The following is a 12,461-nucleotide window of genomic DNA, read 5'->3' as shown; positions in this document are numbered from 1 at the left end:
GGCAGTGACCCTCCCAAAAGCCGGGGACGTCGTCCACCTCACCCGAGCCGCGAGCGTGCAGTTCATCAACCCCATTATGTTCCGCGTCATCCGCGTACTCGACTGGCCTACCTATGACCACTGGACATGGCTCGACGGCTACGAACTCGACCGCAAGGGAGACGCCGTCGCCCGCCGCAGCGTCTTCGTGCAGAGGGAGGGGCTACGAGTCATGCACGCCGGAGGACTTGACCGCTGACCACAACGAGGCCGGGCCCGTTCTTCCAGGTCCGAAGGTCACGCAGCCAGTCATGCCGCCACGAGTGCCCCTTCGCCGTTGGTCGGCGACCCCAGCTTGGACTTCTACACCAGGCGCTTGATCCGCTACCCTGTGTGGACCCGCGACAGAGATCACATGTCCAGACGTACGGGGGTGCCTGGTGTCGATGGCTGAGGCGCGACCGGCGGCAGAAGAGCCCGAGGTCGCTCCGACGACCGGGCCCCGCTACCGGGTGATGACCGTCGCCGACGTACTCGCGGGACGCCGCCTGACACCACGGCAGATTATCTTCAGTTACGAACCGAACCAATGGGAAGAGTTCGTCGAGGAATGGGTCGCCACATTAACGCCTAAGTACGCCAAGGTAGAGCGCATGGGCGGCGCCAACGACCACGGTGTTGACGTTGCAGCCTTTCTCACGAGTCGAGGCTATGAAGGCGAGTGGGACTGCTACCAGTGTAAGCACTACAGCAAGCCCCTTGCCTCGCGAGACGCATACATCGAGATAGCAAAGATCCTAAAAGGTGTAATCAAAGGGCATTACATTCTGCCTCGGACATACCGATTTGTAGCTCCACGAGGGTGCGCACACAACTCAGCAACAAGCTAAACCACCCTGGCCTACTCCGCTCTGGTTTCATAGCGCAGCTTGATCAAGGTGCCGCATTGCTGCCCGGCCTAGATCCCGCCATGAAGGCGAAAATCCGAGCGGCTGCCGAGACGACCGATTTCAGTATCTTCAACACGCAGGATTTGAAGGATGTGCTGAGCGACCTCGCGGGGACGCCGATCTACATCAGGGAGTTCGGTGGCGGCCTTCCCCCGCGACCGGCCACGCCCCCGCCCCCTGCCGATCCTCATCCAAGCGAAACCCGCTACCTTGAGCAGCTTGTGGATGTGCACCGCGAAAGGTACGGCGACGCGATCTCTTCCACTGCCGACGCTTTGCAACACCCTGAGGCGAGTCGCCATATTCGCCGACAGAGAGTCGCCTTTTACAGTGCCGAGGCGCTGCGAACCTTTTCCCGCGACAGCGTACCAGGTGAAACCTTTGACAGCCTCCAAAACGAGGTTTATGAAGGCGTAATCGAGGTTCACGATGGGAACCACGAATCGGGTTATGATCGCCTGCGCGCGGTCCTGCAGGCCTCGATGGATCTGGAAATTACGTCTAATGCCCTGATCACGGTTGCAACAACCGTGGATCGGAAGGGCATGTGCCACCAGCTAGCCAATGACGACAAGCTCAGGTGGTGCAGGCACACATGAGAGGCCCACTCAATAGCCCAGTCGAGGTCGGACTACGCGCCGTGATCATCTTGACGGCGACATATCCCCGAACTCTCGACGTCGACACACTAGTTTTGCTCGACCATAGCCTTGTCCACAGCGGTGACTTGGGCGGCCCGACAAGCATCCACCCAGACCTGCCTATGCGATCAGGCGAGATGGGCGTCAAAAGGGCAATACTAGAGGACGGACTGCGACTCATGATGAGGGCCGGAATGGTGGACCTTGTGATGAGTACGGACGGGATGGCGTATAGAGCTGCAGACAATGCTTCGGCCTTCGTCAGTGTTCTTGAGTCCCCGTACGCGACGCGACTTGTCGAAATCGCGCAGTGGATCGCCGACGAGTTCTCTGATGACTCGCATACCGAAATGCGCCAAAGAATGCGCGCAACGCTCGGGCGCTGGGTTCAAGAATTTGATAGCCACCCGCCTATAGCCAGCGAGGTTCAGTGATGGCCGGGATGACTCTTACTCACCTGACATTTATAGGAAGAGACGTCGAACCCGCAACCGTCGACTTCAGTCCCGACCTCACCGTAATCTACGGCGCATCAGACACCGGTAAGTCTTTCATCGTCGATGCTATTGATTTCGCTATGGGAAGTTCCCAACTACGATCGATCCGCGAGTCGGAGCCTTACTCCTCCGTACTCCTCGGCCTACGGGTGAACGAAGAAAGCCTGACTTTAGTCCGATCGCTGTCCGGTGGACCCGTAAAAATGTACGACGGTCTCCTGAAAGAAGTCCCCGAGTATCCGCCGACAGTTGAACTTAAGGCCAAACACACTAAGGGCCAGAGGAATACAATATCCGCGTTTATCCTCGACCGCATCGGGCTGTACGGCAAAGTTCTGCGCAAGAACGCACAGAACCAAGTAGTGGAACTGACCCTGCGCAAGCTGGCACCGCTCTTTGTGGTCCACGAAGGTCAGATGGTGGCTCTGACGCCGCCTTATCACACCGCAAGCAGAATCGATGCGACGGCCGAGCTTTCGCTCCTACGCGTCATGCTCGAAGGTGAAGACGACTCTGACTTAGAGGCCGCAGTATCAGACGATGTTCGCAAGGTCAGTAAAGGCAAATATGAAGTTCTGCAGCAGGTTCTTAGTGGGCTCTATCGCTCTGTAGAAGGATCAGCGTCAGTCGCAGAGCTTCATAGGCAGAGCGAAGCACTCAGCTACACCATCGCCGAATTAACTCCAGCGATAGAGGACGTACTCGCCAAGCGTGACAGCTTGATTCGCACTCAGAACGAACTTGCCGACGATCAGCGGTCGCTGGAGCATCGGATCGGCCAGATGAAGGAAGTCACCGCACGCTTCGGACTTCTGAGTCAGCAGTATCAATCCGACTTAGCGCGGCTGGAGGCAATCCAGGAAGCGGGCAACGTCCTGGGATTTTTCCAATCCGACGTTTGCATATTCTGCGGCGCATCTACCGAGCACCAAATTCCGCCAGGCCATGCCGTAGCCGAAGCCGAAAAGTTCGCGGAGGCAATTGCGGCCGAACAGCAGAAGACCAGCGATCTGCTAACCGATCTACAGCTCACTCTGGACGATCTAGCAAGTCAGGTGGAGATCACGCAAGCTGCGGCGACAGAGGCAGCCCAGCGCACTGAAGCTGCCCGCGCTGCGGTGGTGGCTCTGGAAGGGGAAATCGTTCCAAGACAACGGGAGCTAGCCTCCGCATACGCCAAACAGTCACAGGTGAATCGCATGCTCGCTACCTACGAACAGATCGAGGAGATCGAGCGGCTAGCCTCCACCTTTGCAGCACTTGGCGAACCCGGAAACGTTGTCGCAGCGAAAAAGTGGCCTAGCCCAGCGTCGCTGCAAGCACTCGCGGAAATCATTCGGCGATTGCTGGACAATTGGGGCGTCGAAACAAACGGCACCGTCGCGTTCGACGTAGAGCAAGACGACCTTCTCGTAGATAACCGCCCGCGTCATACACGCGGAAAAGGCATGCGTTCTGTGATCCACGCCGGCTTCACTATCGCGCTTTCGGAATACTGTCAGCAACACGGCCTCCCACACCCCGGCTTCACCGTGCTCGACTCGCCACTTGTAACCTACCGGCAACCAGAGGCGGCCGACGCCGAAAACAAGAACGAGAACGAAGAGGAGTATGTAAGCTCCGACGTCGCTGCGGCGTTCTACCGCTACCTCGACAGTGAAGCTGCGGCTCAGACAATCGTCATCGAAAACACCACGCCACCCGCACAGCTCTCTGAAGCAGCACTCGTGCACCGATTTACCAAGCAGAAGGGTCTGGGCCGGTACGGCTTCTTCCCACCCATCAGCTAGCAGTAATCGGCTTGCCGAATTGGCCTGTACTAGATCAAGGCGCTCCGCGCGGCGCGGGCCGGGGCGCGGCAAACGGCTCCTACGGAGCCGCCGCCCCGGCTGCCTACGGCGCCGGGGCGGAAAGTCAGCCGGCCCGGAACCCACGCCCCGCCCCGCGCGTCCGCCTCCATAGGCAGGAGATCCGGTGACGATTCCAGGAGTGACCGAAGGCAGGGCGGACATGCCTCACCCGTTCCCACGATCCAGGTGGCGCCCGAAGGCTCCTAGTTGACCACGGGGCAGGCTCGGAGTTGCCGAACGGCTTACGCGGGCCACTGGGGGCCCGCACCAGGGGGAGGAAGTGGGGAGGGTGAGTGGTGAGGGAGGGGCGGGGTTAGAGCTGCCTCCGGCGGGGGCCAGACGACTCCGGGATGGAGTTGACCATGAGTTGCGGTGGTGGAGTGGTTGAGGAGCTGCCATCCCGTCCACCACCGACCCAGGCAAGCCGAGCAGACCAGGGCCAGGGCGACAAGGTCGTACGTCCGGTAGGGCGCTCCACCTTGTCGCCCTGGCCCTGGCCCGCTCCACGGAGTGTGGGTCGGCGGCAGACGGGATGACAGCCTATACAGAGCGAGCTATTCGCCCCACTCCTTTGCAAGAGCCCGTCTACACTCCTTCACCTTCTCCGCCATCTGAGCTCCTAGGCGAGATTGTGTCATTGATAGGTTGATCATCCGGTGCACCAGGTTGTGCAATGCGGAGCCCTGGCCAGCCGCAGCCTCCCCGGCCGCTTGAGCGAAGGAGTCATCCCTGGGCATACGGGTGGCAAGGATGGCTAGGAGCACAGCTTGCGAGGCCAGCGTGCCGAGAACGGCAAGGCTCTCTATTCTGCTGTTGACGCTTTCCAGATTCCTCGCCGCAGCGCGAAGGCTCTCTACGTGCGTCAACTCATCATTGAGGGCACCGTCCTCCAGTTCGTCAAGGATTTCAGCAATTGCGTTTAGTGCTTGGCTGGCCATCTGAAAGTCTTCGCGATGTCGCTCACGCCTAATTCCGCGCAGTTCTCGCTCGCGCTCCTCCTTGACCCGCATCTCGTCACGCTGCTCACGTCCGCGGGTTTTCTGCTCCTGTCGGACCCGTTCTTGTGCAAGCTCAAAGGTTCGGTCGCGCCGTTGTAGCTGATAAACGAGGAACGCCAGCACGCTGGTCACCGCCAATGACGCTAGGCCTACTCCTGCGCCTAGCCAGTCACCTGGTGTGATGCCGCCCTGTGGTGCGTCGAGGATCGCAAGCATCCACAGAGGATGTCACTCCGCGCACCCCTTGTCTTCCCCGCGCTACCCCGCGCGGTGGCATTGGTCAGCCTTCGTCCACAGTCCTCTACCCTGGCGCCACCGCGAAGCCCTCTCGTTGAAACGAGGCCAGAGGAAGACGGGCACGAGGGTCAGTCCTTCCAGCGCTTCTCTATGCGCGCCTCTAAGCGTTTCACGATGCGGTTCCGCCGCACATGTGCGTGGCGCTTAAGCCAACGGACTGGTTGCCTGACCCAGAACGGTACGCCGTAGGCCTCTGCTGCCAATTGGATGATGGATTGTTCCGTCTCTGGCGTGAAGAATGATTTCCTCGGCTGCCCGCTTCCACTCCTGAACCAGCGGGCACCCGCGGCATCAACGAACATTATCTCCAGTTCGAAAGAACGCGGTTCCCCCGACTCCCAACTCCGCCAAGGCCTTGGATCGCCGAATTCCCAAAATCCCGTGACTCTTGAGTCTGCCGTGACGATCTGCAAACTTTTGTGAACCGTATTGTGGCCGGCAAACAGCCCGTACTCAATGTCATCGTCGAAGCGAGGGAGGACAATTAGATTGGAAATCGGCGCTGCACTCTCGTTCCGAACGAACCAGCTAGCCCCAGTCCATCCTTTATCGTCGTTACCCAAAAATCGGTCCACACCCACAACGACCAACTGAGCCTGGGCTGACTCTGCGCTCTCCTTCTCGTCGCGGCGCACGCGGATCTCATGGCGAAACAGAAGTCCGGTAAGCAGCACGGCCAGCGTCGACATCGCCAAGCCGGCAACGCTGCCCCATGCCTGCATCCAGTCGGTGATCTTTGGATCCTCAGCGGCCAGCACCGCGTCAGGGTAGGCCAGGCTCGCCACGCCCAGACAAGACCACGTTCCCGTCATGTTCCCGTGGAGGCTCAGGGAGCACCGGATCAGACTGGACTGGGCTGGACCCCACGAGAAGGGCCCCCAACCGGCATCTCTGCTGGTCAGGGGCCCGTCTCTGAACCTGGTGGCGGGTAGAGGATTCGAACCTCTGTAGCTTTCGCGACGGATTTACAGGCCGCCAGCGCCCGAAGTAGCCCGGCGACTAGCCCTCCGCCACAGCCAACGACGACGTGGCGCGGAGCCTGCTAGACGCGGGCCTGGCGGCGAAGGCCGAGGGCGCCGGCGGTTAGCAGGACGAGGGCCCCGATGACGAACGTCCAGAACCACGTGGCGCCGAGTACCTCGGGCTGGCCCCAAGCGCCCCAGGCTCCGAGCGACAGCATGGCGATGATCAGCGGGACGAGCAGCACCGCGGCCGCGATGGTCGCCCGGGCATCGACGGCAACCCACAGCAGGAAGCCGGCCATCACGACGACGGTGGCCCCTGGTTGCAGGTTGATCGTCACGTCGTAGTCGGTGGGTAGTAGGAACACCGCGACTGGCACGGCTAGCAGCCAGGCCATCGGCCGCCGCGTGCCCGGCGCCGGCCAGAGAATCAACGGCACGATCAGCAGCACGGCGATCGGCAGCGGCCAGAGGGCCGAGTCAGCCATGGCCATGTTGAGTACGAACTCGATCGGTGGATAGTGGCGCTCGCCGGTGACGCTGTCGACGCCGACGAAGCTGAGGCGCAGGACGACCAGCGTCGCGGCAAGCGCGCTAAGCGTCGCCAGCAGGCCCAGCACGTATCGCCCGCCGGCTACCGCGACGACCGCCAAGGCGGCGATGACGGTTACCAGTGGATGGATGAGCTCAGGTGGATAATCCACACCGTCCGGGACGACGCGAGGGAGGACTCTGCCGGTCTCGGCCAGGCTGCCGGCGGTGGCGTATGCCAACAGCAGGAGCACGGCCAGCCGCAGCGACCCACGGAAGCCCCGGCTTGTCGAACGCGCGTCGCGCGTCCCGGCACGGGTCTGCAATCCCCGCAGGATCAGGATCGCCGCCTCCCGCGCCGTCGGGCGCCGCTGATCAGGGCCGGCCGCCTCCATGAGCGTGCCGATCATCTCAGCGCCGCGCTCACGCCGGTAGCGCTTCGGGTACGCCCACAGGAGCAGCCGGTACCGCGCCTCAAGTGTCTCCTGAGTCATGCCGGCCTCACCGCCCGCACCCGCAGTGCCGATCGGTCGGTCACGACGCGCGCCGCCTGGATCATCCGATCGGCCTCGGCACGGAGCACGGCAACGCCCTCGTCCGTGAGGTCGTAGTACCGCCGGGCCCGCCCGTTGACCACCTCCTCGTCGACCATGCGGAGGAGCCCTTCGGCGCTGAGCCGGTCGAGCGCCGCATAGAGGGTGCCGGCCGCCATGCGTACCCGACCGCCCGACAACTCCTCGGCACGCTTGATGATTGCGTATCCATGGAGTGGGCCGTCCATCAGCGCGGCGAGCGCGTAATAGCTCTGTTCGCGGATAGCCATGGCGAGAGAATATGCAGTCGGACTAAGTATGGCAAGGTTGGTGCGGTACTCGGCGGGAAGACCACGCATTGCTGGCACGCTTCAAGGCAATGCCCCCGCATGGCGCGCAAGCGCCGTACAGCAGCGAGGTACAGCAACCCACCGGCCCGCAGCGTCCCTCGCGGGGCGACCAAGGGCGATCGGCCATCGCGGGTAGCCGTAGAGGACCGCATTGCCCGGAGCTACGGATCAAAGGCGGCTATGGGCCGTGACGCGAAGCACGAGTGTTCTTGCCCGTGGTGTTGATGGGCTCCGCTGTGGGCGTCCTCTGCCAACTGAGGTACGCCCGCAAACGTGGTCATGATGTTGACGGCGACCGCTCCGATCATGGCGGCCGCAGACCCACCGTAGAAGATCCAGCGAGACGCTTCCGCTCCACTGGCCGCGGCCTCCGCCGCGAGGCCCCCCTGCATGACGGCGGCGAGGACAGCAACGAGCGCTGCGGCCACCGTACGCAGGCGAGGAGTGCACCGCGAGCGGCGGGCCTTGAACCCGCGACTTCGCCCCCAGCGCAACCCATCAACACCACCCACCCATTGTGACTGGCGACAGCAAGGCCAGGGCGTCGCCAGGGCGTGAGGGCGTCTGCAGGGCGTCAGACGGCGACCAGCGATGGCCAACGACGACCATAGGCAGCCCGGAATACAAGCAGGTCGCAACCTTGTCGAGGCTGCGACCTGGTGGGCGACGGACGAGTCGACCTGTACGCCGGATTCTGTGCGCGGCGCGTACCCCTCGCGGGGTACGTGCCGGCGGCGGCCATCCATCTCGGCCTGCCGTTGCCGACAGGCTCATGCGGCCTACCCGCAGACATCGGGCGGGCAACCCTCAAGCGTCTGCGCCGGGTCGCCATCTTGCGGTGACGACCCTTTCTTGGCCTTGCTCCGGGTGGGGTTTACCGAGCCACCCCGGTCACCCGGGGTGCTGGTGGGCTCTTACCCCACCGTTTCACCCTTACCGACCCGATGGGCCGGCGGTCTGTTTTCTGTGGCACTGTCCCGCGGGTCACCCCGGGTTGCCGTTAGCAACCACCCTGCCCTGTGGAGTCCGGACGTTCCTCGGCGGCGGGCCGGAGCCCGCCGACGCGACCGCCCGGTCGACTCGTCCGTCGCACCCTCATCCTAACGACGCCGGCTCCCCGCCCATTTCCGCCCCGGACGACCTCCGGGGAGTCCCCGCTGTCCGGTTTGCGCCGTGTCGCGGTGTCCGGGGGCCGGGACACCCCGACACGCCGCAAACAGCACGCGCCCGCGCAGGTCGCGGCGGACGGTGGGGCGGGGTGGTCGGGGCGCGGTGGTCGCGCGGGGCGTACTAGCCTCGGGGCACCATGGATCTTTCCGACGCCGCGCTCCTGCTCGCCGCCGGGCTCGCCGCGGGCACGGTCAACGCGGCGGCCGGGGGCGGTTCGCTGATCACCTTCCCGGCGCTGATCGCGGTGGGCCTACCGCCGGTGCCGGCGAACGTCACCAACTCGGTCTCGGTCTGCCCCGGTTACCTGGCCAGCGTGGCGGGCAGCCGGGCCGACCTGCCGCCGAGGCGTTCGCTGGTGACGCTGGCGCCCGCCACGGTCGTCGGCACGATCGTCGGTTGCCTCCTGCTGCTGGCGACCCCGGCCCGGACGTTCGAGGTGGTCGTACCGTTCCTGGTGCTCGGCGCGACCGCGATGCTCGCCTTCCAGGATCCGCTGCGCGCGCTGGTCGGGCATCCGCGCGACCTGCCGCCGCGCCGCCGTACCGTCGCGGTGCAGGCCATGGTCGCGCTCGGCGCGGTGTACGGCGGCTATTTCGGCGCGGCCCTCGGGGTGATGCTGGTCGCCGGCCTGGCCCTGGTGCTGGACGCGACGCTGGCCCGGGTCACCGCGATCAAGAACCTGCTCTCGGCGGTGGTCGGGCTGACCACGGTGGCGGTCTTCTCGCTCTTCGGGCCGGTGAACTGGGCGGCGGTCGCGGTGGTCGCGCCGGCCACGCTGGTCGGCGGGTACGCCGGCGCCCGGCTGGTCCGCCGGTTGCCGCCGGTGCTCCTCAAGATGCTGATCGTGGCCTTCGGCACGGTGATCGGCCTCTACCTGCTCTGGCGGGCGCTGCGCTGATCTCGGTACGCCGGTCCACTCCGCCTCCCAGATAGCTGTATCGTACAGGTAGTTTTGTTTGTACCATACAGCTATGAGCGACGACCAGCGCACGGGAGCGGACGACCAGGCCACCCTCGGCCGGATCGAGACCGAGGTGGCCCTGCTGATGCGCCTGGGCGAGGCGACCCGCCGGGCCACCGGCACCGCCGAGCACCGGGTGCTGGACCGGGCGGCGTACGTGATCCTGCGGCACCTGGACGCGGCTGGCCCGCAGAACGTCTCCGCGCTCGCGGCGCAGCTCAACCTGGACGGCTCGACGGTCACCCGGCAGGTCTCGGCCCTGCAACGCGACGGGCTGATCACCCGCGCCCCCGACCCGGCGGACGGGCGCGGCACGGTGGTCTCCCCCACCGCGGCCGGCCTGCAACGGATGGCGGCGGTGCGGGCGGCGCGCACCCGGCTCTACGGCGACATCCTCGGCGACTGGGACGCCGAGGACCGGGACACCCTGGCGCGGTTGCTGGGCCGGCTCAACGAGGCGCTGAGCGCCCGCAACCGCCGCCGCTGAACGAAAGCCACCCCTCGCCCCGCACCGGCAAGGACGGGCGGCGGACGGTACGGAGCTGATGACGTGAACGACTCAGCGGCCGGGCGTCGCCACCGATCCGTTCACGTCATCAGCTCCACAGCGTCTCGGCACAGCGGCCGGCCGCGGGACCCCGGGTACCCACCGCAGCGGGCACCCGGGGCGGATCGACCCTTACGCCACCGGCTCGCGGGCCGAGTCGGCGTCGCGCTCGGGGCCCGGAGTGACCCGGGGGTCGCCCTCGTCGGCGAAGTAGTCGTCCGGCGTGGTGTGGTCCACCCCGTTGGTGACCTTCGCGGCCCGCAGGACCAGGGTCAGCAGCGCGGCCACCACCAGGTTGACCAGCACCGCCACGATGCCCACGTAGATCGTCTTCTTGGTGTCGAAGCCGAACTCGGACAGCGGGAAGGCCGAGCCGGCGAAGTGCTTCTTCCCGGTCACCGGGTTGGCGATCTGGTAGAGCATCCACATGCCCATGCCCATGCCGGCCGCCCAGCCGGCGATCAGCGCGGTGCGGTGGAACCAGCGGGTGTACAGGCCCAGCGCCACCGCCGGCAGCGTCTGGAGGATGATCACGCCGCCGATGAGCTGGAGGTCGATGGAGAACTGCGGGTCGAGGAAGATGATGAACGCCAGCGCGCCCACCTTGACCAGCAGCGAGGTCACCTTCGAGACCTGCGCCTCCTGCGCCGGGGAGGCGTCCCGCTTCAGGTACTCCTTGTAGATGTTGCGGGTGAACAGGTTCGCCGCCGCGATCGACATGATCGCCGCCGGCACCAGCGCGCCGATGCCGATGGCCGCGTACGCGACCCCGGCGAACCAGTCGGGGAACTGCTGGTCGAACAGGACCGGCACCACCGTGTTGTTGTCCACGCTCCCCGCCGTCGCCCCGGGCAGCGGCTTCACCCCGGCCGCGATGGCCATGAAGCCGAGCAGCGCGATCAACCCGAGCAGCAGGCTGTACGCCGGCAGCGCGGACATGTTCCGCTTGATCACGTCCCGGTTCCGGCTGGCCAGCACGCCGGTGATGCTGTGCGGGTAGAGGAACAGCGCCAGCGCCGAGCCGAACGCCAGGGTGATGTACTGGAGCTGGTTGTTGGCGTTGAGCAGGATGCCGTCGCCCGGCGCCGCTGACGCCTTGAACTTCGCGTCCGCCGCGTCGAAGATCTCGCCCCAGCCGCCGAGCTTGTAGGGCAGGTACAGCACCGCCACCAGGATCACGATGTAGATCAGCGTGTCCTTGACGAACGCGATCAGCGCCGGCGCCCGCAGCCCGGACTGGTACGTGTACGCGGCCAGGATGGCGAAGGCGATGATGATCGGCAGGTGTCGGGCCAGGGTGCTCTCGCCGGTCACCCCCATCGTCTTCAACACCGCCTCGATGCCGACCAGTTGCAGCGCGATGTAGGGCATCGTGGCGACGATGCCGGTGATCGCGACCAGCAGTGCCAGCACCGGCGAGTCGAACCGGTTCCGGACGAAGTCGGCCGGGGTGACGAAGCCGTGCCGGTGCGAGACCGACCAGAGCCGGCAGAGCACCAGGAACACCAGCGGATAGATGACGATGGTGTACGGCACGGCGAAGAAGCCCATCGCGCCCGCGCCGAACACCAGCGCCGGTACCGCGACGAAGGTGTACGCGGTGTAGAGGTCACCGCCGACCAGGAACCAGGTGATCCAGCCGCCGAAGTTGCGCCCGCCCAGCCCCCACTCGTCGAGGTGGGCCATGTCCCGCGGCGCCCGCCAGCGGGCCGCGACGAAGCCCATCGCGCTGACCAGCAGGAAGAGGATCGTGAAGACGATGATCTCGGTCAAATGGTCACGCCACATCACCGACCACCCCGCTTCTTCGTCATCTGGTACACGAGCGTCGTGGTGGCCACCCCGAGCAGGATGTAGGCCAGTTGCAGCCAGTAGAAGCGCGGGAAGCCGAAGAGCCGGGGCGAGTCCGCGTTGAAGAACGCCGGGATCAGCGGCACCAGGATCGGGACGAAGAGCAGCCAGTTCCAGGGACTGTGGTCCTTCGCCCTGGACGACGCCGTGCCCGCCGCGGGATCCGGTCCCGGCTCGGCCGGTGGTGTTCCGGGATCACTCATCTGCGTCTCCGAAGGGTCGTGGGTCGGTGTGATCGCGCGGAGGCTAACCACCCTGTGACTGCCGTCACGCCACTCGTCGCCGCACCCTGCGCCGAGCGGCAAGTCCGCTGCGCCGAATGACGTGCCCGGCCCTGGACGGGG

At 65.1% G+C, this 12,461-nt stretch carries 12 protein-coding genes and 1 other RNA gene; 6 read left to right on the top strand and 7 right to left on the bottom strand.

Annotated elements, in window-relative coordinates; genetic code table 11:
• Window positions 1-4 precede the first annotated feature (4 nt).
• The 4 genes from ACTMS9_RS07995 (at window position 5) to ACTMS9_RS07980 (ending at window position 3,857) form a co-directional block, all read left to right on the top strand.
• Entirely contained in the window at window positions 5-238 is a 234-nt protein-coding gene (locus ACTMS9_RS07995; RefSeq protein WP_441145918.1) for a hypothetical protein, read from the top strand.
• A gap of 603 nt (window positions 239-841) precedes the next feature.
• Window positions 842-1,528 (top strand): ABC-three component system protein, encoded by a 687-nt coding sequence (locus ACTMS9_RS07990; RefSeq protein ID WP_441164586.1) that lies wholly within the window; start codon window positions 842-844, stop codon window positions 1,526-1,528.
• A complete protein-coding gene (locus tag ACTMS9_RS07985) occupies window positions 1,525-2,004 on the top strand; it encodes an ABC-three component system middle component 2 (RefSeq protein ID WP_441164585.1) in 480 nt (159 codons plus the stop codon). Before ACTMS9_RS07990 ends, ACTMS9_RS07985 begins: the two co-directional genes overlap by 4 nt.
• Window positions 2,004-3,857 carry an AAA family ATPase gene (locus ACTMS9_RS07980; RefSeq protein WP_441164584.1) on the top strand — a complete coding sequence of 618 codons (1,854 nt, stop codon included), beginning with the start codon at window positions 2,004-2,006 and terminating at the stop codon, window positions 3,855-3,857. Before ACTMS9_RS07985 ends, ACTMS9_RS07980 begins: the two co-directional genes overlap by 1 nt.
• Before the next feature lie 614 nt (window positions 3,858-4,471).
• On the opposite strand, the gene ACTMS9_RS07975 is transcribed toward ACTMS9_RS07980, so the two are convergent.
• The 5 genes from ACTMS9_RS07975 to rnpB all read right to left on the bottom strand — a co-directional run bounded on the left by ACTMS9_RS07975 (window position 4,472) and on the right by rnpB (window position 8,671).
• Entirely contained in the window at window positions 4,472-5,047 is a 576-nt protein-coding gene (locus tag ACTMS9_RS07975) for a hypothetical protein (RefSeq protein WP_441164583.1), read from the bottom strand.
• A gap of 233 nt (window positions 5,048-5,280) precedes the next feature.
• Window positions 5,281-5,970, bottom strand: a complete 690-nt coding sequence (locus tag ACTMS9_RS07970; protein ID WP_441145500.1) for a hypothetical protein — start codon at window positions 5,968-5,970, stop codon at window positions 5,281-5,283.
• A gap of 284 nt (window positions 5,971-6,254) precedes the next feature.
• Complete coding sequence (locus ACTMS9_RS07965; RefSeq protein WP_441145502.1) at window positions 6,255-7,199, bottom strand: hypothetical protein; 945 nt, start codon at window positions 7,197-7,199, stop codon at window positions 6,255-6,257.
• On the bottom strand, window positions 7,196-7,528 hold the full coding sequence (locus ACTMS9_RS07960; protein ID WP_441145504.1) for a PadR family transcriptional regulator: 333 nt from the start codon (window positions 7,526-7,528) through the stop codon (window positions 7,196-7,198). The genes ACTMS9_RS07965 and ACTMS9_RS07960 overlap by 4 nt, the downstream gene beginning before the upstream one ends.
• 727 nt (window positions 7,529-8,255) lie before the next feature.
• An RNA gene (gene rnpB, locus ACTMS9_RS07955) (RNase P RNA component class A) lies at window positions 8,256-8,671 on the bottom strand.
• A 223-nt stretch (window positions 8,672-8,894) separates the two neighbouring features.
• On the opposite strand from rnpB, the gene ACTMS9_RS07950 reads away from it, so the two are divergent.
• Both ACTMS9_RS07950 and ACTMS9_RS07945 read left to right on the top strand, forming a co-directional pair.
• Window positions 8,895-9,656, top strand: coding sequence for a sulfite exporter TauE/SafE family protein (locus tag ACTMS9_RS07950; protein ID WP_441164582.1), 762 nt, complete (start codon window positions 8,895-8,897; stop codon window positions 9,654-9,656).
• A gap of 73 nt (window positions 9,657-9,729) precedes the next feature.
• Window positions 9,730-10,206: a MarR family winged helix-turn-helix transcriptional regulator gene (locus ACTMS9_RS07945; RefSeq protein ID WP_441164581.1), complete on the top strand. Its 477-nt coding sequence runs from the start codon at window positions 9,730-9,732 to the stop codon at window positions 10,204-10,206.
• A 192-nt stretch (window positions 10,207-10,398) separates the two neighbouring features.
• On the opposite strand, the gene mctP is transcribed toward ACTMS9_RS07945, so the two are convergent.
• Together mctP and ACTMS9_RS07935 are read right to left on the bottom strand one after the other, a co-directional pair.
• Window positions 10,399-12,054: a monocarboxylate uptake permease MctP gene (mctP, locus tag ACTMS9_RS07940; RefSeq protein WP_441145510.1), complete on the bottom strand. Its 1,656-nt coding sequence runs from the start codon at window positions 12,052-12,054 to the stop codon at window positions 10,399-10,401.
• Complete coding sequence (locus ACTMS9_RS07935; protein WP_357919046.1) at window positions 12,054-12,320, bottom strand: DUF3311 domain-containing protein; 267 nt, start codon at window positions 12,318-12,320, stop codon at window positions 12,054-12,056. Before ACTMS9_RS07935 ends, mctP begins: the two co-directional genes overlap by 1 nt.
• Window positions 12,321-12,461 lie beyond the last annotated feature (141 nt).

The organism is Micromonospora sp. L31, assembly GCF_052068075.1.
GTDB classification, from domain to species: Bacteria; Actinomycetota; Actinomycetes; order Mycobacteriales; family Micromonosporaceae; genus Micromonospora; species Micromonospora purpureochromogenes.
Note: the sequence above shows the minus strand (reverse complement) of the source record. Positions and strands in the feature narration are given on the sequence as shown.

Excerpts from the sequence above, each read along its gene's own strand:
- ACTMS9_RS07985 (WP_441164585.1), top strand. The coding sequence starts at position 1,525 with ATGAGAGGCCCACTCAATAGCCCAGTCGAGGTCGGACTACGCGCCGTG.
- ACTMS9_RS07980 (WP_441164584.1), top strand. The coding sequence starts at position 2,004 with ATGGCCGGGATGACTCTTACTCACCTGACATTTATAGGAAGAGACGTC.
- ACTMS9_RS07965 (WP_441145502.1), bottom strand. The coding sequence starts at position 7,199 with ATGACTCAGGAGACACTTGAGGCGCGGTACCGGCTGCTCCTGTGGGCG.
- ACTMS9_RS07960 (WP_441145504.1), bottom strand. The coding sequence starts at position 7,528 with ATGGCTATCCGCGAACAGAGCTATTACGCGCTCGCCGCGCTGATGGAC.
- ACTMS9_RS07950 (WP_441164582.1), top strand. The coding sequence starts at position 8,895 with ATGGATCTTTCCGACGCCGCGCTCCTGCTCGCCGCCGGGCTCGCCGCG.
- ACTMS9_RS07945 (WP_441164581.1), top strand. The coding sequence starts at position 9,730 with ATGAGCGACGACCAGCGCACGGGAGCGGACGACCAGGCCACCCTCGGC.
- mctP (WP_441145510.1), bottom strand. The coding sequence starts at position 12,054 with ATGTGGCGTGACCATTTGACCGAGATCATCGTCTTCACGATCCTCTTC.
- ACTMS9_RS07935 (WP_357919046.1), bottom strand. The coding sequence starts at position 12,320 with ATGAGTGATCCCGGAACACCACCGGCCGAGCCGGGACCGGATCCCGCG.